The sequence below is a fragment of the Odoribacter sp. genome, from assembly GCF_985060555.1.
Genome location: NZ_CFKYFN010000066.1, coordinates 44,467 through 64,245, shown reverse-complemented (window position 1 = coordinate 64,245; position 19,779 = coordinate 44,467). Strand labels below are relative to the sequence as shown.

Sequence of the window (19,779 nt, the reverse complement as noted above, 5' to 3'; positions counted from 1 at the left end):
TAATACGCAAAAGTATAATATTTTTTCTAAAAAAACAGATAATTCTGATTTTTAGATGGTAGATTATTAAAAATACATGGTAAATTCCTTTTTCCGGTAATCGATAGCCACCTGATACCTGACACAAAAGTCACACCCCAATAATCCGATAATTTTCCGGTTGAGATGTTTGTCGTACATTTCGTTTACATATTCCAAATCGATAGCAGCCAACGGCATCTCTTTGATCGTACGTTTCCCGATTTTAAATTTAGCTGCTTTTACTAAATGTACGTCGTGGATCTGACCGGTGACGCTACCCGATGTCATCTGAACGTCTGCTTCTTCGGGCAGGTCTTCCGGGAACACCTGTCTGTCGACGACGGTGACCGATGCGCCGGTATCGATAATCATATCTCCTTGTATACCATTGATTTCTACCGGTACGATCAGGTGGTAGCTGTTGTCTTCCAAACCGACTATTTCAACGGCTACTGTCTGAATCCGGCTATTGATATAAGGATGATATGGAGTCGTAAAATGGCAAGCCTTTTTATTTTTTTTCCTCTTCATTTCCCTCTTGCTTGATAGTTGAGGCGCAAAAATAAGAAACCGCCCCGAAAATCAGGACGGTTTCTTTATTTTTAACCTTTAGGCTGTTTTTAGAACATTTTCATGTCGTCCAGTACGGTCATCACCGATTTAACAGCTTTTGCAGAAGTTGCTAACAGTTCCTTTTCCTGATCGTCGAGTTTTACTTCGATGATCTTTTCGATACCGTTTTTACCCAATACAACCGGAACGCCCAGATAGATGTCTTTCATACCATATTCGCCGTTCAGCATAGCGCAAACCGGGAATACCCGTTTCTGATCGCGGATGATCGCTTCGACCATTTGAGCTGCAGCTGCACCCGGAGCATACCAGGCAGAAGTTCCCATCAGTTTAACTAATTCGCCGCCACCGACTTTGGTACGTTCGATGATTGCCTGCAATTTATCGGCGTCGATCAATTCGGTTACAGGAATACCACCTACAGAAGTGTAACGTGGCAGCGGAACCATTGTATCTCCATGTCCACCTAATAACAGTGCCTGAATATCTTTCGGAGATACGTTCAGTGCTTCGGCTAAGAAAGCACGGTAACGGGCAGTATCCAATACACCGGCCATACCGAATACTTTAGATGAATCGACTTTAGCAGCTAAGAAAGCACAATAACACATCACATCCAAGGGGTTGGATACAATGATGATCTTAGCATTCGGAGAATGTTTGATTACATTTTCAGTAACAGATTTTACAATTCCGGCATTGGTTGAAATCAAATCGTCACGGCTCATGCCCGGTTTACGGGGAAGACCGGAAGTGATCACCACTACTTCAGAATTATCAGTCGCTGCATAATCATTGGTTACACCTTTAATACGGGTGTCATACAAATTGATCGGGGCAGTCTGCCACATATCCAGCGATTTCCCTTCGGAAACACCTTCCTTGATATCCAAAAGAACCACTTCGTTTACGATGTCTTTTTCTGCAATGCAGTTTGCGCACGTTGCACCAACGTTACCTGCTCCAACAACTGTTACTTTCATTTCGTAATAATTTTATTGTTATACTTAATCATATATTAGCTTTTTCGGAGTTTTTATTCCGACGTCAAATTTACTCCTTTTTTGATCTAAAGCAAAATATTAGAGAAAAAATTCTTTAATTTTGAGGATAATTTAATGTAGGTATACAATAAAATATCCCGCTAACCTTTTCCCTGTAATTTAAAGTTAGGGGTTAAGTTTTGGATACAATGTAGAGTTGCCGGGTTTGGCTGTGATTTTGAATTGAAGTTCCTGGAATTTATTATTATCTTTGCCCCTCAATTACACAAAACAATAAATATTCAACGAATGCCAACCATTTCTCAACGCGGTATAGATATGCCCGCATCTCCTATCCGGAAATTGGTCCCACTGGCTAATCGAGCCAAAGCCAAGGGAACCGTCGTTTACCACCTCAATATCGGTCAGCCGGATTTGGCGACCCCGGAAGTGGCATTACGAGCGGCGCACCATCTGGACCGGGAAGTGCTGGAATACTCTCCCAGTGAAGGCATTCTGAGTTTTAGGAAAAAACTGGTAGAATACTACCACAAATTCAATATAGATGTCTGTACGGACGATATCATCATCACTACCGGAGGATCGGAAGCTGTATTTTTTTCATTTATGGCCTGTCTCGATCCGGGAGATGAGATCATCGTACCCGAACCGGCTTATGCCAATTACATGGCTTTCGCGATTTCCTGCGGAGCAGTGATCAAGACGATTTCTTCTACTATAGACGAGGGCTTCGCTCTCCCTTCGGTAGAAAAATTCGAAGCTTTGATCACGCCGCGTACCAAAGCAATCCTGATTTGTAATCCCAACAATCCGACCGGCTATCTGTATACCCGAAAAGAAATGAACCAGATCCGGGATTTAGTCAGGAAATACGACCTGTTCCTGTTTTCCGACGAAGTATACCGGGAATTTTGTTACACCGGTGCACCCTATATCTCGGCTTTTCACCTCGAAGGTATCGAAAACAACGTCATTCTGGTCGATTCTGTCTCCAAACGCTACAGTGAATGCGGTATCCGGATCGGGGCTCTGATTACTAAAAACAAACAAGTCCGGGAGAATGTGATGAAATGGTGTCAGGCTCGCTTAAGTCCTCCTTTGATAGGACAGATCATGGCCGAAGCTTCACTGGATACTCCCGAAGAATATATGCGCGACGTGTATGATGAATATGTCGAACGCCGGAAATTCCTGATCGACGGGCTTAACCGGATCCCTGGCTGTTATTCTCCTATACCTATGGGAGCGTTTTATACAGTGGCCCGTCTTCCGATAGACGATGCCGATAAGTTCTGTGCCTGGTGTCTGGAAGAATTCGATTACGAGGGTCAGACCATCTTTATGGCTCCGGCTTCGGGGTTTTATACTACTCCGGGATTAGGTAAAAACGAAGTCCGCCTGGCTTATGTCTTAAAGAAAGAAGACTTGGCAAAGGCTTTGGTGGTTTTGGAAAAAGCACTGGAAACTTATAATAAAAAAGGTAAAAAGTAAAAGGCTATAAGCTAAAGGCTAAAAGCGGAAGAGGAGGGGGGAGAGGATCGAAGGGAGAAAAGAAAAGGGAAAAGAGGAAAAAAGGAAGTAGGGGGAAGACATATTATAGTAGATAGATCGATGAAGACAACCGACCTGACACAGGGCAGTATTTTTAAAAGCTTGTGGATCATGGCTGTGCCCTTGATCTCGGCCTCTTTTATCCAAATGGCTTATAGCATGACAGATATGTTGTGGCTCGGTCATTTGGGAAGTGATGCTGTCGCTGCAGCCGGAGCTGCCGGTTTTTTTACCTGGCTTTGCAACGCTTTGTCCTTTATGACTAAAATCGGGGCTGAGATTACGGTTTCCCAATCTGTCGGTTCGAAAGATTATCGCCGGGCAGCTCATTATGCCAGTCAGGCCATTACCTTATCGACTACAATCGGATTTATCTATGCCTGTATCATCATCCTGGCAGCCCCTTTACTGATGGGCTTGTTCCGTTTTGAAACCTCTATTTCGACCCAGGCGATCGATTATATGCGTCTGGTCGCTCCCGGGTTATTTTTCCAATTCAATAACAATACGTTCAGCGGTCTTTACAATGGTCAGGGAGATAGCCGGACTCCTTTCCGTACTTCTGCCGTAGGACTTATCGTCAATATTATCCTCGATCCCTTGCTGATTTACGGCATCGGTCCCTTTCCGGCCTGGGGTACCGCAGGGGCTGCCGTTGCCACTGCATTAGCACAATTAGTGGTTTACGGCATCTTTGCACGCCGGATCTTCAGTGACCGGTTTCCGTTAGGGCGTATGCACCTGCTCAACCGATTGAAACAAGATTATGCACGACGTATCATTTTATTGGGTTTGCCGGTCAGTATACAAAATGCCCTCTTTTCCATGTTTTCCTTGACCTTGGCTACCCTAGCCGCACGTTGGGGAGCAGTAGGGGTCGCTGCTCAAAGTATCGGAGCACAGATCGAAGCCATCTCCTGGATGACTGCTGCCGGTTTTTCTACCGCCTTGGCTGCCTTTACCGGACAGAATTACGGCGCCGGGAATTATGAACGTATCCGTAAAGGTTATCGCCTGACATTAGGAATAGCCGGGAGTATCGGTTTGGGAGCCGGAATTCTCTTCTTTGTATTAAACCACGAGATCTTCGGGCTTTTTGTAAACGAACCGGAAGCCATCGAAGCCGGCGGTAATTACCTGAAGATTTTGGCTTTATCACAACTTTTCATGGTAACCGAATCCGTTACTGCCGGAGCATTCAATGGTACCGGACATACGACTCCTCCGGCACTGACCGGGATTATTTTCACCGGAGCACGTATTCCGATGGCCTATTTTCTGACCTCCTTCCCCCAATTAGGGTTGACGGGAATTTGGTGGAGTATCACGATTTCGAGTATTTTGAAAGGCTCTGTTCTTCCACTTTGGTTTCTGCATTTTCAACGCAAGCTAAAATAATTTCAGATTATTGTCTTTCAAATTAGTTCCTTCCAGGAAAAATCCATATGTTTGTCCAGGAAGAAAATTTATGTGTGTGCAACAAGCAAAAAGTTAGTGATATGTCTTGTAACGAACACATAAATTGCTCTGATTGCCCTTCTTATGGAGGGGATATTAAACAAAATAGTATTCTTTTCCTACTTCAGGGAGAGATCCGGATCGACGGCTTACATTTTCCCCATCTCATCATCCATAATAAACAATTACTTGTGATTCCTGTCGGTATCGAACTCGATATGCGTATCTTAAAAAATTCGGATTGTCTCGTTTATCGTTTGAGTGAACTTCCTGTCTTATGCGAGGAACAATATAAAAAAATGACACTCTCTCAACAGGAAGACACATACGGCAATTTACTGGATACCCTTCCCCCTATTCATGAATTTTCTCTGGGATTGATCCATTATTTAGCAGACGGTATGCCTTGTAAGAAATGTTTTTCTTACTATATCGCTATTATTCCAGTCCATAAATGGCTGCTTTTCTATATCCGGCCCTGAGATTGAAGCAATGGCTTCATTACCAAATGGAAGGATTTAGCTGAAGAAGATAAAAACATATCTAAATAATTCTAGGTTTATTTCGTTACCAATTCGTCTCCGGTGATCGGAATTGGCGACCCGGTCGCTTCTGTCGGTCGTCTGGCTTTTTCTATCACTGACCGGCGGAACTCCTCACTACGCAAAAAACTTTACGTTACGTTTCCGTCAGACACCACCGGTCGGGCGTTCAGAAAAAGCAAAACGACACTCGCCAGAGCTCCAATGGTCGCCAATCCCGATCACCTTCGACTTACGTTATCACTGAATTGCAGACCGGTCTTGATTTGAGAAATAACATTCTACCTGGAAATAATCCGGACGGTCCGTCTTCCTGCTGCTGCAAATTTCTGGTTGTATTTTCTTTGCCGGTTAGCTCTGCCGTGAGATGCAGGGTTTTATGGCGGAAGACCATTGGAGCAGGAACGAGTGTCCGGTTAGGCTTTCCGAACGCCCGACCGGTGGTGTTTGACGAACGTAGTGAGGAGTTCCGCCGGTCAGAGAAGGAAAGCCTTAACGGACCGGTCCTGGCGAACCGGTCTGACGGTATAAAACCCGGAATCGGAATAAAAAGAAAAAATATAACAACCTTTATCCGGTAGAAGCGGAACGGGTATTATATGCTGGAGACGGGAAAGATATAGTGATTTTTATGACAAAATCTGAATCGGGTTGAATGCAGGTAAACTGATCGTACTTCTTAAATATCGAAAGTTGGGATGGAAATATTGTTCAGCAAAAATTGATATTTGTAATTTGAAAGTTAATTTTGCACGATAGGAATTGAAAATATAACTTTTAGATCATGAAAAAAAATGTAGTGGTGATTGCAGGAGGAAATTCTTCTGAATATGAAGTATCTATAAAATCCGGGAATCATATCTTTTCAGAAGTAGACGGAGAAAAATACAATAAATACCTGATGATCTTACGGGGCAGAGATTGGATGGTGGAGATCGGAGATCAGAAATTTCCGGTAGATAAAAATGATTTTTCATTTGAATACCAGGGGAAGAAAGTTGTTTTTGATTTCGCCTATATCACCATTCATGGTAATCCCGGTGAAAACGGGATGTTGCAAGGTTATCTCGATATGATGGGGGTGCCTTATTCAACCTGTAATACTTTGGTGGAAGCCATTACTTTCGATAAATATACCTGTACGAATTATTTGAATGCTTTTGGTATCAATACGACTCATCCGATCATGCTGGTCAGAGGAAAGGCTTTCGATAAAGAAGCGGTGCTGAAGGCTGTCGGTTTACCTTGTTTTATAAAGCCCAATGCCGAAGGCTCGAGTTTCGGTGTGTCTAAAGTGAAGACAGCTGCCGATTTCGATGCTGCGGTCGAGGGGGCTTTCAAGATGTGCAGAGAGATTTTGGTCGAGAGCTTTATCGATGGGATAGAGTTTACCTGCGGTTTATACAAAGTAGGGGATAAAAAAGTGGTTATGCCTGTCGCCGAGGTCGTTCCCAAAAAAGAATTTTTCGATTACGAGGCTAAATACGATGCAAAAATGTCGGATGAGATTATTCCCGGACGTTTTTCTGCAGAGATTACCGGCCGGATTCAGGATATGGCTTCCGAGGTATATGACATCCTGCGGTGTGAAGGAATCGTCCGTATCGACGGTTTTGTCCGGGGGGAAGAAATCATCATGTTGGAAGTCAATACCACGCCCGGTATGACCGCCAACAGTTTCGTCCCCAAAATGGTCCGTGTCATGGGTCTCCCTTTACGGGATGTGATCACCGGGATCATTGAAGAGAAGCTGAAAAGGCTATGAAGCTAAAGGCTTTTAGCTTATAGCCTTTTACCTTCTATCACCCCTCCCCCCACAACGTCTTCTCCTTCATAGAATACGGCGCTTTGGCCGGGGGTGATGGAATCCATGGTTTCATGAAAGACGACGCGCAGGCGGTTGTCTTCCGGATATAAAGAAGCTTTCTTCCCTTCATTCCGGTAGCGGATCTTGGCGGTGACTTCCAGCCCGTCGGGGATTTTTGCGTATTTCATGAGGTTGATCTCTTTGGCAAAGAAAGATTTTCCTTGCAATTCTTCCTTTGTGCCTAGTACGACCGTATTATCTTCGGGATGAATGGCTATGACAAACATCGGCTGGCCTAAAGCGATACCCAGTCCTTTCCGCTGTCCTATCGTATAGTTGGGGTATCCCTTGTGTTCGCCCAGGCGTTTACCACTGGTATCGACGAAGTTCCCCGGGCCGTATTTTTCCGTATAGTTTTCGACCTGTTCGGCCAGAAAAGTCCGGTAGTCATTGCCGGGAATGAAACAAATCTCCTGACTTTCCCCTTTTTTAGACAGTTTTTCATATCCGTGATCAAAAGCGATCTGCCGCACTTCGGGTTTGGTCAGTTCGCCCAGTGGGAAAAGCGTACGGGATAGATTTTCTTGAGTCAGGGTCCAAAGAAAATACGTTTGATCTTTCGAGAGGTCTGCTCCTTTCCGCAGATACCGGCGTCCATCCTGGTGACCGATGCGGGCATAATGGCCGGTAGCGATATAATCGCATCTCATTTCGTTGGCCGTCTCGATCAATTTCCCCCATTTGATCGTCGAATTGCAGATGACACAAGGGTTGGGAGTGCGTCCTTGCAGATATTCTCCGATAAAATTGGTGATCACCGTATCTTTAAATTCTTGCCGGATATCCAGAATATGGTGTTCGAATCCCAGTTCCTGAGCCATACGTTTCGCTTCGAACAGAGAATCGACGCTGCAACATCCCTTTTCTTTCTCCATGCATCCCCGGGATATATTGTCGAAAGTACGGTAAGTTACGCCTACCAATTCGTATCCTTGCTCTAGTAATAACATGGCGGCGACCGTACTGTCGATACCTCCGCTCATAGCCATCAATACTCTCTTCTTTTCCATTTTCAATTATTCCTGATTGCTTTATTTCCGTGAACGAGGTGACTGTTCATATAGCGTGTTTCGCTGTGATAATCGTCTTTTTCTATTTCTACGTCGGGCTCGGTCAGAGGGATGTCTTCTCCTAAAGAAAAACGGAGATATTTGATCTGTTTCCCTCTCGATAGCCACTGTTTTTCATAAAATGTTTTAATGCTCAAAATTTTATCTTCCCAGCCGCAGCCGTACAGGTCTTCGGTTCGGACTTCTACCGGTAAGTGGTTGAGTTCGATCAGAGCCGAGGTATATCGGTATAAAAACAGGCTGTCCGTTTTCAGATGGATCACAGCTTGTGGGGCCAGTATTTTCCGGTAGAGACTCAAAAAACGGGTCCCGCTAAGGCGTTTACGGGCTTTAGCCATTTGAGGATCAGGGAAGGTAATCCAGAGTTCTGCAATTTCTCCCGGAGCGAAAACCGATTCGAGCATTTCGGCATACATACGCAGGAAAGCTACATTATTCATTCCGTTTTCTACAGCTGTTTTAGCCCCTTTCCACATACGGGCACCCTTGATATCCAGTCCGATAAAATTTTGTTCGGGATACAATTTTCCCAGTTCGACCGTATATTCTCCTTTGCCGCACCCGATTTCCAGAATGATGGGATGATCGTTATGAAAGACCTCCTCATTCCATTTTCCCTTCAGGGGGTAATCCGTACGAAACACCTCTTCATGCTTGGGCTGGAACACATTGGGTAATACTTCCATTTCTGCAAATCGTGCCAGTTTTTTCTTTGCCATCTTTTTTCTATGAATCTGATTAATCCTTATCCCTGAGTTTGCACTTTCTCGATCTTTATCCCTACATCTTTTACTCCGGCCATTTCTTCCATCCGCATGCCTTGTTCGATCCGGAAGATTACATTTCCTTGGGGAAGAGTCACCGGATTACGATTGATCGGTTGTTCCAATGTTTTAATGCTGTTGCCTTTTCCCAACCAACGGCCGTCGGGTTCTGCTATTTTCAGGTTTACCGTATCGGATAATTGCTCTTGTCCGTGACTGCGGGTAGAGACGAAACACCAAAGATTGGCCATCTCGTAATCGGTGGTATGCCGCAAACAGAGTTTCACTATATATTGTCCACTGTCCGGGATGTCGGCTGTAAATTCGACGATATGATACCGGTTCCAGACTTCGTCGGGTTGTTCTTCATATTTTTCGAAGACTGCCGATGATTGGCAAGCTCCCATTAAAATAACCGATAGGAAAAAGATGTATTTTCTCATTTACAGGCTTGTTTAATCATTTTGAAAATGGATGGTAGTTCCGGTAGCACTGATCTCCATTTCGATCGTCGAACCGATGATCAGAGGAAAATTGTTCTCTGCATGTCCGGCCGGAAAACCGAAACAGATCGGATAAGTATAGTCGGCGAATACTTCTTGTATGATTTCATAAGCATCTTTCCCGAAATTGAGCCCTTTCATTTCTGTAAAGTCTCCGACAATAAGTCCCTGAAGTTTTGAAAACTTATCCGTTAGCTTCAGGCTTTGTAGCATGCGGTCGATCGAATATAGATTTTCCCCTACATCTTCCATAAATAGAATAGAACTTTGGTGTTTACATTCCAATACCGAAGAACGCAGACAATGTAAAAGAGTCAGATTTCCACCCGTCAGTTCGGCCTGTACGATCCCTTCTCGGTTGAACGGATGGGGAGGAAGCCGGTAAGAAGATATTTTCCCGAATAAAAATTCTTTCAGTCGTAATAAGGCTGCCGGATTTGTTGAGCGAAAACTTTTAGGCATAGGGGCGTGCATGCTTTCAATGCCCAGCGTGTTGAGCTTCGAATGGAAAACGGTAATATCGCTGAATCCGATAAGCCATTTCGGGGAACCTTGAAAAATAGAATAATCCAGTTGTTCGACAATGCGTAAACTGCCATATCCGCCACGGGTACAAAATATGGCCCGGATGTCTTCGTCATCGAGCGCCCATTGCATATCCTGCAGGCGTTGTTCGTCCCGGCCTGCAAAATAGCCGTAGGTAGCTGCCGCGTTCGGGCCTACGATAGGATTCAGTTCCCAGGAACGTAACACTTCTACCGCATCATGTATCGATAGCGGATCGATGATACCTGCCGGAGAAACCAGGGCGACTTTATCGCCGGATTGAAGATATGGTGGTCTGAACATACAGTAAAATTAAAAAGTAATAAGCTATAGGCTAAAAGCTATAAGCTATAGGCAGAAAGCGATAAGGCTTTTCGGGTGCGAAGATAAGTAATTTTCAATTTTCAATTTTCAATTTTCAATTATTTCTTACCTTTGCACACTGCAATTTAAGATTTTGAAACTGAAATAACAAGAAGAGATATGGCTAAGTTCAAAAGGAATCTGATCACGACGGCATTACCTTATGCTAACGGGCCTGTGCATATCGGTCATCTGGCCGGTGTTTATGTTCCGGCCGATATTTATGTGCGCTATCTGCGGCAAAAAGGAGAAGAAGTAGTATTTATCGGTGGTTCGGATGAGCATGGAGTGCCCATTACCATCAAGGCTCAAAAAGAGGGAGTGACTCCTCAGGATATTGTTGACCGTTATCATCAAATCATCAAAGATTCTTTCGAAGAGTTCGGTATCTCTTTCGATATCTATTCCCGCACAAGTTCGAAAACACATCATGAATTGTCTTCGGCTTTCTTTAAGAAGTTATATGACGAAGGAAAATTCATCGAGAAAACTTCTATGCAGTTCTATGATGAGAAAGCCGGACAGTTTTTGGCCGACCGCTATATTGTAGGGAAATGTCCTCATTGTGGGAATGAACGGGCTTATGGCGATCAGTGCGAGGCTTGTGGTACCAGTCTGAATGCTACCGATCTGATCGATCCTGTATCGGCGGTTACCGGTAATAAACCGGAACTTAAAGAGACGAAACACTGGTATTTACCTTTGGATCGCTATGAGGATTGGTTGAAAGAATGGATTTTGGAAGGCCATAAAGAGTGGAAAAGTAATGTTTACGGACAATGTAAATCGTGGTTGGATAATGGTTTACAGCCCCGTGCCGTGACCCGCGATTTGGATTGGGGGGTGCCCGTACCGCTCGATGAAGCGAAAGGAAAGGTGCTCTATGTCTGGTTCGATGCTCCTATCGGATACATTTCTGCAACGAAAGATCTGACTCCGGAATGGGAAAAATATTGGAAGGATCCCGAAACCCGGATGATCCATTTTATCGGGAAAGATAATATTGTATTCCATTGTATTATTTTCCCTGCGATGTTGAAAGCAGAAGGTAGTTATATATTGCCCGATAATGTGCCGGCCAATGAGTTTTTGAATCTGGAAGGAGACAAGATTTCGACTTCCCGGAATTGGGCCGTATGGTTGCATGAATATTTGCGTGACTTCGAAGGCAAACAGGATGTGTTGCGGTATGTGTTGACAGCCAATGCTCCCGAAACCAAAGACAACGATTTTACCTGGAAGGATTTTCAAGCCCGGAATAACAGTGAGTTGGTGGCTATTTACGGCAACTTCATCAACCGCGCATTGGTGCTGACGCAGAAATATTTCGGCGGTATAGTGCCTGAGCGCGGAGAATTGACGGATTATGATAAAGAAGTATTGGCTGAAATTCCTGAGATTATCAGCCGGGTAGAGAAAAATCTGGATAATTTTCACTTCCGGGAAGGACTCAAAGAATGTATGAATCTGGCCCGTTTGGGAAATAAATACCTGGCCGATACGGAACCCTGGAAATTAATCAAGACCGATGAAGCCCGGGTGAAGACTATATTGAATATCTGTTTACAGATTGCGGGGGATCTGTCTACTTTGACCGAACCGTTTATTCCGTTCAGTGCGTCGAAATTGAGGGATTTCCTGAATATAGCTCCGATCGCCTGGAACCGGATGGGAGATGAGGTGGTACCGGCAGGGCATCGGCTGAATGAACCGGGATTATTGTTCGAGAAGATCGAAGATGAGCAGATTCAGCGACAAATCGATAAATTGCTGGCTACTAAAAAGGCCAATGAGATGGCTAATGCACAAGTAAAACCGGCGAAAGAAAATATTTCGTTCGATGATTTTGCTAAACTGGATATACGTGCCGGAAAAATCATTGCTGCCGAAAAGGTGGCGAAGACGAAGAAATTAATGAAGCTGACGATCGATACCGGTATAGATACCCGCACGGTCGTATCCGGAATCGCTGAGTATTATACCCCTGAAGAAGTGATCGGGCAGCAAGTGAGTATCCTGGTGAATCTGGAGCCTAAAGCGCTCAAAGGCATCGAGTCGCAGGGTATGATTCTGATGGCTGAAAATGCCGATGGTTCCCTGGCTTTTGTCCGTCCTGACAAAGAGGTGAAGAACGGTTCCGAAATCCGTTAAAGAATCATCCGGGGACAAAGTACTCTATTGTTCCCGGATGATATATATCTATTCCAGTCGAAGGGAGAAATAGACAAAACGGGGCAGTTTGAACTTTTCCTGCCATTGCTTCGGATCTGTTTTTGCATACCGGAGACCGCAAAAATCATAAGCATCCATGATTTCGGCAGACTTTTCAATTTTCAGGTAGTAAATCGTCGAAAGACGCTCTATTTTGTTTACAATACGGTTTGTAAAAAACAAGAAGGCGCAACTGATTGCGTCTTCTGTGTTTTTTAGGGAGACATTTCCTTGAGACTTTAAAATTGAAACAGGCAGGGATTTTTGAAAAGAAATTATTATATGTGCGTCTGTGTGGTGTGTGCGTGGTGTAAATATCCCGTGGTATACCTTTTCGTCATTTTAAAGAACTGCTTTGGAAATCAGCTTGTTTTATAAACTTCCTCTCCCCGTGGTGTGTGCTAAATCATGGAGTTATACGCCGAAAAATGAGAAACAGTTACAAAATGCCGGATTTTTTTGAATGAAATGTGCTTGTTTTTTTATAATCATTTGTTTATTAATGTTTTATATGCCGGTTGCCAACAAAAAAAATAAACCGGATAGTTTGGCTTTTCTCTTTTTTTGTCTTAAAAGAATCGATATAGCTATTTTGTAATATTAATTCTATATTTTTACGGCGTCGAAACGGTTATTATTATAAAAAGTTTTGACTTTTATATGTTTGTGTTAAATATTTAATGTGATTTTGTTTTTATATATAAAATTATACGTTCGTTTTTAAAGAGCGTTGGTAGTGTGAAAAATAGAGTTAAATCATTTATTAATATTAAGAGATGTTATTGTATGAAAAGTTTATTTACTAAGGCTTTATTACTTATGCTCTCTTTGTGCCTCATGTCGTTTATGACGGTGGCTCAAGGGACGATTAAAGGAAAAATTGTTGATTCTCAAACGAAAGAACCTTTGGTTGGGGCGACAGTGATGCTGGAGGGTACTTCGGAAGGCGTAGCTGCCGATCTGGATGGTAGTTTTACCTTGAAGACCGGTCAGACGGGCAAACAAACCTTAACTTTCCGTTGTGTCGGTTACAAAGAATTGAAAAAAGAGGTGACTTTGGGAAAAGAACTGAATTTAGGAACCATTGCTTTGGAAACCGAATCCATCGGTTTAGGTGACGTGACGGTTACTGCTTCGGTAGCTGTTAGCCGGAAGACTCCTGTGGCTGTAGCTGTGATCGATCCGGTAGCCATAGAAAATAAACTCTCCACTCAGGAGTTTCCTGAAATTTTAAAATCTACACCTAGTATATATGCTACGAAACAAGGCGGAGGATTCGGTGATTCCCGGGTAAATGTACGTGGCTTCGAAAGTGAAAATGTGGCCGTTATGGTCAATGGAGTGCCGATGAACGAAATGGAAAGCGGTAAAATCTACTGGTCGAATTGGGCCGGACTTTCGGATGTTACCCGTTCGATGCAGGTACAACGCGGACTCGGTGCGGCTAAGGTGGCTGCCCCTTCGGTAGGAGGTTCTATCAATATCGTGACCAATACGACCGACGTCAAAGCCGGAGGAGGTATCTCTTACGCTGTGGGAAACGACGGATTTAATAAGATCGCATTCAATGTTTCTACCGGTTTGCGTAACGGGTGGGCGATTTCGATATTAGGTGCTAAGAGCTGGGGAAACGGTTATGTACAAGGGACCGAGTTCGAAGCGTACAGTTATTTCGGAAATGTATCCAAGCAGATCAATGACAAACACATGATCTCGCTGACCGTATTGGGGGCTCCCCAATGGGCATAATCAGCGAAATGACAATCTGTTGATTTCAGAATGGCAGAAACATGCCAATAAATATAAATTCAATGCTGTTTATGGATTCGGACTGAACGGACAGCGGAAAGTAGCCGGATATAATAAATTCCATAAACCTCAGATTTCTTTGAACCATTACTGGACGATCAATGAAAAATCCAGTTTGTCGACAGCCTTATATGTGTCTATCGGTCGGGGAGGCGGTTATCGCGGACAAGGAAACAGTACTTATAAAAACAGCTGGTATGCTACGGCTTTGGACGGAACGTTGAATACGCAATTCCGGGCTGCTGACGGGACATTCGATTATGCAGCCATTTATGATTTGAATATGAAGAGCGAGAACGGTTCGCAGATGGCGATGTCCAATAATATCAACAACCATGAATGGTACGGTTTGTTATCGACTTACACCACTCAGCTCGGTCAGTATTTTAATGTATACGGCGGTCTCGACCTGCGGTATTATAAAGGAACCCACAAAGCTGTCCTGGTGGATCTTTATGGAGGAGATTATTATGTCGATTCGGAAAGCCGTAAAAATGTAAAAGCTGAAAATAATGCGTTGGCACAAGATGCGAACTGGAAGAATGAGAAGTTGAAAGTCGGTGATGTCGTATACCGGAACTACGATGGTTTTGTTACGCAGGAAGGAGTATTCGGACAAGTAGAATTCAACCGGAATGCCCTGGCTACATTTATTGCCGGTTCGGTATCCAATACGATGTATTGGCGTTATGACCGTTTCTATTACGACAAAGCACATGCAAAATCAGGTAAAGCCGATTTCTGGAGTGGGACGGTCAAAGGAGGTGCCAATTATAATCTGGATGAACACAACAATGTATTTGCCAATATCGGTTTTATTTCAAAAGCTCCTTTCTTCGAATATGCCGTGTTCCTGAATAAGGAAAATAGCAACGAGCTGAATAAGGATGCTGTGAATGAAAAGATCTTCTCTGTAGAATTGGGATATGGTTTCCGTTCTCCGGTATTCACCGCTAACCTGAACCTCTATCGTACGGCCTGGATGGATAAGAGTATGGGAGCCAGTGTCACTTTCCAGGATTCTGACGAACGGGGACGGATCAATATGACGGGGGTAGACGCTTTACATCAGGGAGTAGAGCTCGAGGTAACGGTGAAACCTGTGCGTAATCTGGAGCTGACAGGTATGCTGTCATTAGCCGATTGGCGCTGGAATAGCAGGGCTACCGGTTATCTATATAATGACCAGGGAATACCTTTGACCAAAGATGGGGTAGTGACGACAGAAAAGAGTAAAGAACATGCGAAAGTGGATGTCGATTTGAAAGATGTGAAAGTCGGCAACTCGGCACAGACGACTTTTGCTTTCGGAGCCAATTATCAGGTGTTGAAAGGTTTGAGATTGGGAGCCGATTATACCCATTGGGCTCGTAATTATGCCAAATTCAAGCTGCAGGGAAGTGATTTATCCAAGGAATTGGGTAAAACGATGAAATATGATACTCCTTGGAAAATTCCGTCTGCCGGAAGTATGGATGTGAATATGAGTTACCGTTTCCCGCTCGGAAAAGTTTGGGGAATCATTTCGGCTAATGTAAATAACGTATTGGATCAGGAATATATTTCCGACGCAGAGGACGGTACGACACACGATTGGACGACAGCACAGGTATATTATGGATTTGGCCGTACTTATTCCGTACGTTTCAAAATAACTTTTTAAAGATAGTAATGAAGTTTATAATTGGAAAAATGATGAAGAAAATATATATCCTCAGTACAATATGGATGGCTTTCATCGTGGGGGCATGCGATTATAATGATAAGAATTTCGATGGCCTGGATGATATCGTGAAGCCTGCGAATGTGGTAAAAGAGAAATATACCTTGGTTGAAGCGGATTATGCGGCTATCAGTGACAATAGCACGAATAAGAGTATCGCTAAAAAAGAAGGTACCGATAAGGCGTTAGCTGCAGTGAAAACCGATTTGTACCTTAACGAAACGGTTCCCGGCCCGACTTATCTGCCGGCATTTTTGGCGGCTAAGTATTTTACTGCCGATGAAGGTTCGAGTGTGAAAGTAACTTATAGTTACCGGGAAAATAAGTCCGAATTACTTTCAGCCTATTCTTCGATAAAATCCTATAAAGCTGGGAATAAGGATTATCGGGCAGCACACGGAAACGCAAAGTTCGTACCTTACCTCAATGAGAATACAAAAAATAAAGTGGCCGATCTATTGATCAACGGGTATGAAGAGCCCGAAGAGGGAGATGTCGTTTTAGTCGAATATAGATATAATGCACAAAGTAACAATACTTTGGAGACCCCACAACTTTGGGAGAATTTTGAAGATCTCGGGACGGGTAATTTGGCCCGGCTGAAAGATTGGGGATCTGAAAAAGATTGGTTCGTCAGCTCTACAGGAGGCACACAGTGGAAGGTGACTGCTTATAACAACAATCAATACGTACAGTATTCTGCTTATAAGACGGAAGGAGAGTGCGAGGCTTGGATGGTTACGCCGGAAATGACGGTCGGTGCTGACGATAAACTGAGTTTTGATGTTTGTGTCGGAAACTGGAATGCCGATTGTCTTACGGTATGGATTTCGGAAGATTTTGACGGCAAGGACGTAAAAAAGGCAACCTGGACTGATATTACTTCTCATTTTACTATTCCGAGTGCACCCGCAAAAGGATACGGTAGTTTCGCTTCTGCCGGTACTTTTCCCCTGGCACAATACGGTGGTAAAAAGGTGTTCGTTGCTTTTAAATATTTAGGCGACGGAGTGAACAAAAAGACTACGACTTATCAGATCGACAACGTGATGATCGGTTCGAAAATTCCGGAAGGAGAGGGATTGAAAGCAGACGTGGCCTTCGATTTGAAGGTGTTCGACGGAAAGAAATGGAATAATGCGGATAAGAATGTACTTGTTTTGTCGGTACAGGACTATAAAGAAATGGGACAAAACCAGTATTGTTTCTCCGAAAAAGTTCCTGCTGCGGATTATTTGCCGAATTATTTGGCAAAGGTAATCGCTTATCCGGTAGATCAGGAAAACCGTGTGGTGGTTTATCGCTACAACAATGGCAAAGAGGTGAAGAATTATAGCGATGAATATACCTATTCCGCTGCGACTGGCAGATGGACGCTGAATACCCGGATTGTCGACCTCACACAACAGTATGTCTTTGCCGGTGGTGTCTGGAAATTCGATCCGAGTATGACAATCACGCTGGAAGCTGTCAAAGGAAATGCAGAGTCGGCTGCTTTCTATCAGGCTATCGTGGATTATGTCGGAAAGACTTTCGGTTCCGATTACTATCAGACGCGTTATACCAATGCCGAATTTTATTACGGAGCTTCTTCTTATCAGAATAACTTTAGTTTTTATCCTTATTCTTGGAGGGAAAGTAATAAGGCCGGAGCTGCCGCGTATCAGCATCTTTCGGATGAAGAGCTGACTGCACTGATGTTCGAACGTCTGCCGGAAGCGGTTCGGATCGGTTTGGAGGCTATTTACAGTGATGCCGATGTGGTGACGGGCGTCGAAGTGACCTATACCGTCAACTTCTCGATCTATGGGATCAATGGTACGAAAGATACGACGGTGTATACCGTTAAATATGTGGTGACCGGTAAAGCTGAATTCGAATATGTCGAAGATTCTTTGAAAGCAGTCGGGTAGAGCATGGCACTTTCAATCATAAAAGACGGGACTCGTGATGAGCCCCGTCTTTTGTGATTCATTCTGCGGAGTGATGAAGTAACTCAATGGCTTTCGTATATGATTTTATAATCCCGTTTTTTGCCTGCCTGAAACCAGGCCTCCGGAATGACTTTCCAATCGTTGCGGCAACGCGGAGTCAATACTTTCTTTTCTTTAATGTATTCCGTGATATAGTAACGCACATCTTTGTCCCAGATTTTTAGTATCCGCTGATTGATATCCGCTTTTGTCCATCCTACTCCTTGGGTAAGATGCCCGCCTCCTCCGTTTCCCCGGTAGGAATTGATCGCAACGGTGTAAGTGCTGTCGGCATGGAAAGGGCGGCCGTCGCTCAGGGAATGGATTTCTACCCGGTTGCCGGGTTGCCGGCTGACGTCTACTGTGTATTTGATTCCGGCTGCACATGAATAGTTGAAATAGTCGGCGGCTAATACATAGTGACCTTTGGGGTTGCGAACGATATTTCCCTGTTCATCCTTTTTGAAATTCAACAAATGATCTTGGGCAGAAGTCATGGTGTTATATTGCAGTTGATAAGCATATTCCAGGTAGCGGTCGATTTCCTGTCCGGTGAATTTCATCAGGTAAAGTCCGTTTTCGTATTTATAGAGATTGAACATGTCCCGGATGGTAATCTCGCCTTGGGCGATTTTAGCGTCCATTTGCAGGACAGTACTGAACGAAACGTCTGCCCGGGTTTCCCGGAGTTGGGCATTATGTATGAAGTCGGTAAAAGCCGAAGGACCGAACAGGCCTTCCCGCCCCGATAATGTTTCGGTAAATTCGCCGATGGGAGTGTCGATATAGGCTTTCACCTGATTCAGGGCCGGTGTGAATTTCCGGAGATAAGCCGTATCCCGTGGGGCTTTCGCCGGATCGATCAATTCGGCGGTATAGGTCTTGTCGTAATGTCCGGCGTGCCGGGTCAGGCTGACGGTGATCTTGCCTAAAGCCCGGGCATGCGAACGGGCATCCACGATCAACACTTTATGTCCCGCGTCGTTTGTGATTTCTTCTACCTTTTCCTGATGATCATGGCCCGAGACGATGATATCGAAACCCTCTACTTGCCGGGCCACTAACATGGTGGCATTTTCATTGCGGGGAGTGTCTTTGTTTTCACCGGCATAGTTGTAATTGTAACCGGCATGAAACAGGCCGATCAGCAGGTCGGGGTGTTCTTTTTCCTGAATCAGAGGTACCCATTTCCGGGCCGTCCCGATCATATCTTCGAATTCGATACCGTCCCACAAATGCTGGGGAAGCCATTTGGGAATACCCGGGGTGATCATTCCTAAAACGGCTATTTTGAGTCCTTTGCGGTGGAGTACGGTGTAAGGCTTGAAGTAAGGTGCTCCGGTTCGGGTATCTATTGCATTCGCTGCTAGCCAGGGAAAGTGAAATTCTCCGGCCACTTTATCATAGACCGGATGGCCTGCCTCGATATCGTGATTGCCTACGGCAGCGGCATCGTAACCCAGATCGTTCAGGACCTGGGCGGTAATATTGGTCTGAAGGGTATCGATATAATTGAAATAATAGTTGGAAGGTTGTCCTTGAAGGATATCACCCCCGTCTAATAGAATATACTCCCTGTCACCCGCTTTACGCTCTTCCGAGAGATAACCGGCTACCCCGGCCAGACTGTATAAAGTAGGGCGGTTTTGCTTTAAATCGAAGTCAAAAAGACTACCGTGTACGTCGGTAGTACAGTAAATGGTGAGTGTCGCTTTGTCCGGCTTCCGGGTACAAGAAATAAAAAAACAGACGACCGAACAGATACACCACAGAATGAAAAATAAACGTTTCATGTATAAAT

Annotated in this window: 13 protein-coding genes and 1 pseudogene; 7 read left to right on the top strand and 7 right to left on the bottom strand. The window is 44.2% G+C overall.

All coding sequences use genetic code 11. From position 1 onward, the window contains the following. Nucleotides 1–66: 66 nt before the first annotated feature. Together AC5RDS_RS09115 and mdh are read right to left on the bottom strand one after the other, a co-directional pair. Nucleotides 67–552, bottom strand: coding sequence for a retropepsin-like aspartic protease (locus AC5RDS_RS09115; RefSeq protein WP_013613430.1), 486 nt, complete (start codon nucleotides 550–552; stop codon nucleotides 67–69). Between the two features lie 89 nt (nucleotides 553–641). Further along, nucleotides 642–1,577 (bottom strand): malate dehydrogenase, encoded by a 936-nt coding sequence (gene mdh / locus AC5RDS_RS09110; protein WP_013613431.1) that lies wholly within the window; start codon nucleotides 1,575–1,577, stop codon nucleotides 642–644. A gap of 309 nt (nucleotides 1,578–1,886) precedes the next feature. On the opposite strand from mdh, the gene AC5RDS_RS09105 reads away from it, so the two are divergent. From AC5RDS_RS09105 to AC5RDS_RS09090, 4 genes are all read left to right on the top strand, one after another. Beyond that, entirely contained in the window at nucleotides 1,887–3,089 is a 1,203-nt protein-coding gene (locus AC5RDS_RS09105) for a pyridoxal phosphate-dependent aminotransferase (protein WP_022160016.1), read from the top strand. Between the two features lie 120 nt (nucleotides 3,090–3,209). Continuing rightward, complete coding sequence (locus AC5RDS_RS09100) at nucleotides 3,210–4,547, top strand: MATE family efflux transporter (protein ID WP_013613433.1); 1,338 nt, start codon at nucleotides 3,210–3,212, stop codon at nucleotides 4,545–4,547. 101 nt (nucleotides 4,548–4,648) lie between these two features. Continuing rightward, a complete protein-coding gene (locus AC5RDS_RS09095; RefSeq protein WP_147347648.1) occupies nucleotides 4,649–5,089 on the top strand; it encodes a hypothetical protein in 441 nt (146 codons plus the stop codon). Between the two features lie 844 nt (nucleotides 5,090–5,933). Beyond that, a complete protein-coding gene (locus AC5RDS_RS09090) occupies nucleotides 5,934–6,914 on the top strand; it encodes a D-alanine--D-alanine ligase (RefSeq protein ID WP_013613435.1) in 981 nt (326 codons plus the stop codon). Between the two features lie 17 nt (nucleotides 6,915–6,931). Here AC5RDS_RS09090 and mnmA read toward each other — a convergent pair whose 3' ends face one another. From mnmA to AC5RDS_RS09070, 4 genes are read right to left on the bottom strand one after another with little or no spacing between them, the layout of a single operon-like run. Further along, complete coding sequence (gene mnmA / locus AC5RDS_RS09085; protein ID WP_013613436.1) at nucleotides 6,932–8,026, bottom strand: tRNA 2-thiouridine(34) synthase MnmA; 1,095 nt, start codon at nucleotides 8,024–8,026, stop codon at nucleotides 6,932–6,934. 2 nt (nucleotides 8,027–8,028) lie between these two features. Continuing rightward, the gene (gene trmB, locus AC5RDS_RS09080; RefSeq protein ID WP_118102835.1) at nucleotides 8,029–8,805 is read right to left on the bottom strand and encodes a tRNA (guanosine(46)-N7)-methyltransferase TrmB; all 777 of its coding nucleotides are present in this window, start codon (nucleotides 8,803–8,805) and stop codon (nucleotides 8,029–8,031) included. 26 nt (nucleotides 8,806–8,831) lie between these two features. After that, the gene (locus tag AC5RDS_RS09075) at nucleotides 8,832–9,293 is read right to left on the bottom strand and encodes a gliding motility lipoprotein GldH (protein ID WP_195203365.1); all 462 of its coding nucleotides are present in this window, start codon (nucleotides 9,291–9,293) and stop codon (nucleotides 8,832–8,834) included. Nucleotides 9,294–9,305: 12 nt separating this feature from the next. Then, a complete protein-coding gene (locus AC5RDS_RS09070; RefSeq protein ID WP_118121958.1) occupies nucleotides 9,306–10,202 on the bottom strand; it encodes a S66 peptidase family protein in 897 nt (298 codons plus the stop codon). Nucleotides 10,203–10,382: 180 nt separating this feature from the next. Here AC5RDS_RS09070 and metG point away from each other — a divergent pair, with 180 nt between their 5' ends. The 3 genes and pseudogenes from metG (at nucleotide 10,383) to AC5RDS_RS09055 (ending at nucleotide 17,918) form a co-directional block, all read left to right on the top strand. After that, on the top strand, nucleotides 10,383–12,413 hold the full coding sequence (metG, locus tag AC5RDS_RS09065) for a methionine--tRNA ligase (protein ID WP_118102841.1): 2,031 nt from the start codon (nucleotides 10,383–10,385) through the stop codon (nucleotides 12,411–12,413). An 846-nt stretch (nucleotides 12,414–13,259) separates the two neighbouring features. Continuing rightward, nucleotides 13,260–15,945, top strand: a pseudogene (locus AC5RDS_RS09060) (TonB-dependent receptor). Between the two features lie 32 nt (nucleotides 15,946–15,977). Beyond that, nucleotides 15,978–17,918 (top strand): choice-of-anchor J domain-containing protein, encoded by a 1,941-nt coding sequence (locus AC5RDS_RS09055; RefSeq protein ID WP_195457709.1) that lies wholly within the window; start codon nucleotides 15,978–15,980, stop codon nucleotides 17,916–17,918. A gap of 83 nt (nucleotides 17,919–18,001) precedes the next feature. On the opposite strand, the gene AC5RDS_RS09050 is transcribed toward AC5RDS_RS09055, so the two are convergent. Beyond that, a complete protein-coding gene (locus AC5RDS_RS09050; protein ID WP_013613443.1) occupies nucleotides 18,002–19,771 on the bottom strand; it encodes a bifunctional metallophosphatase/5'-nucleotidase in 1,770 nt (589 codons plus the stop codon). Nucleotides 19,772–19,779 lie beyond the last annotated feature (8 nt).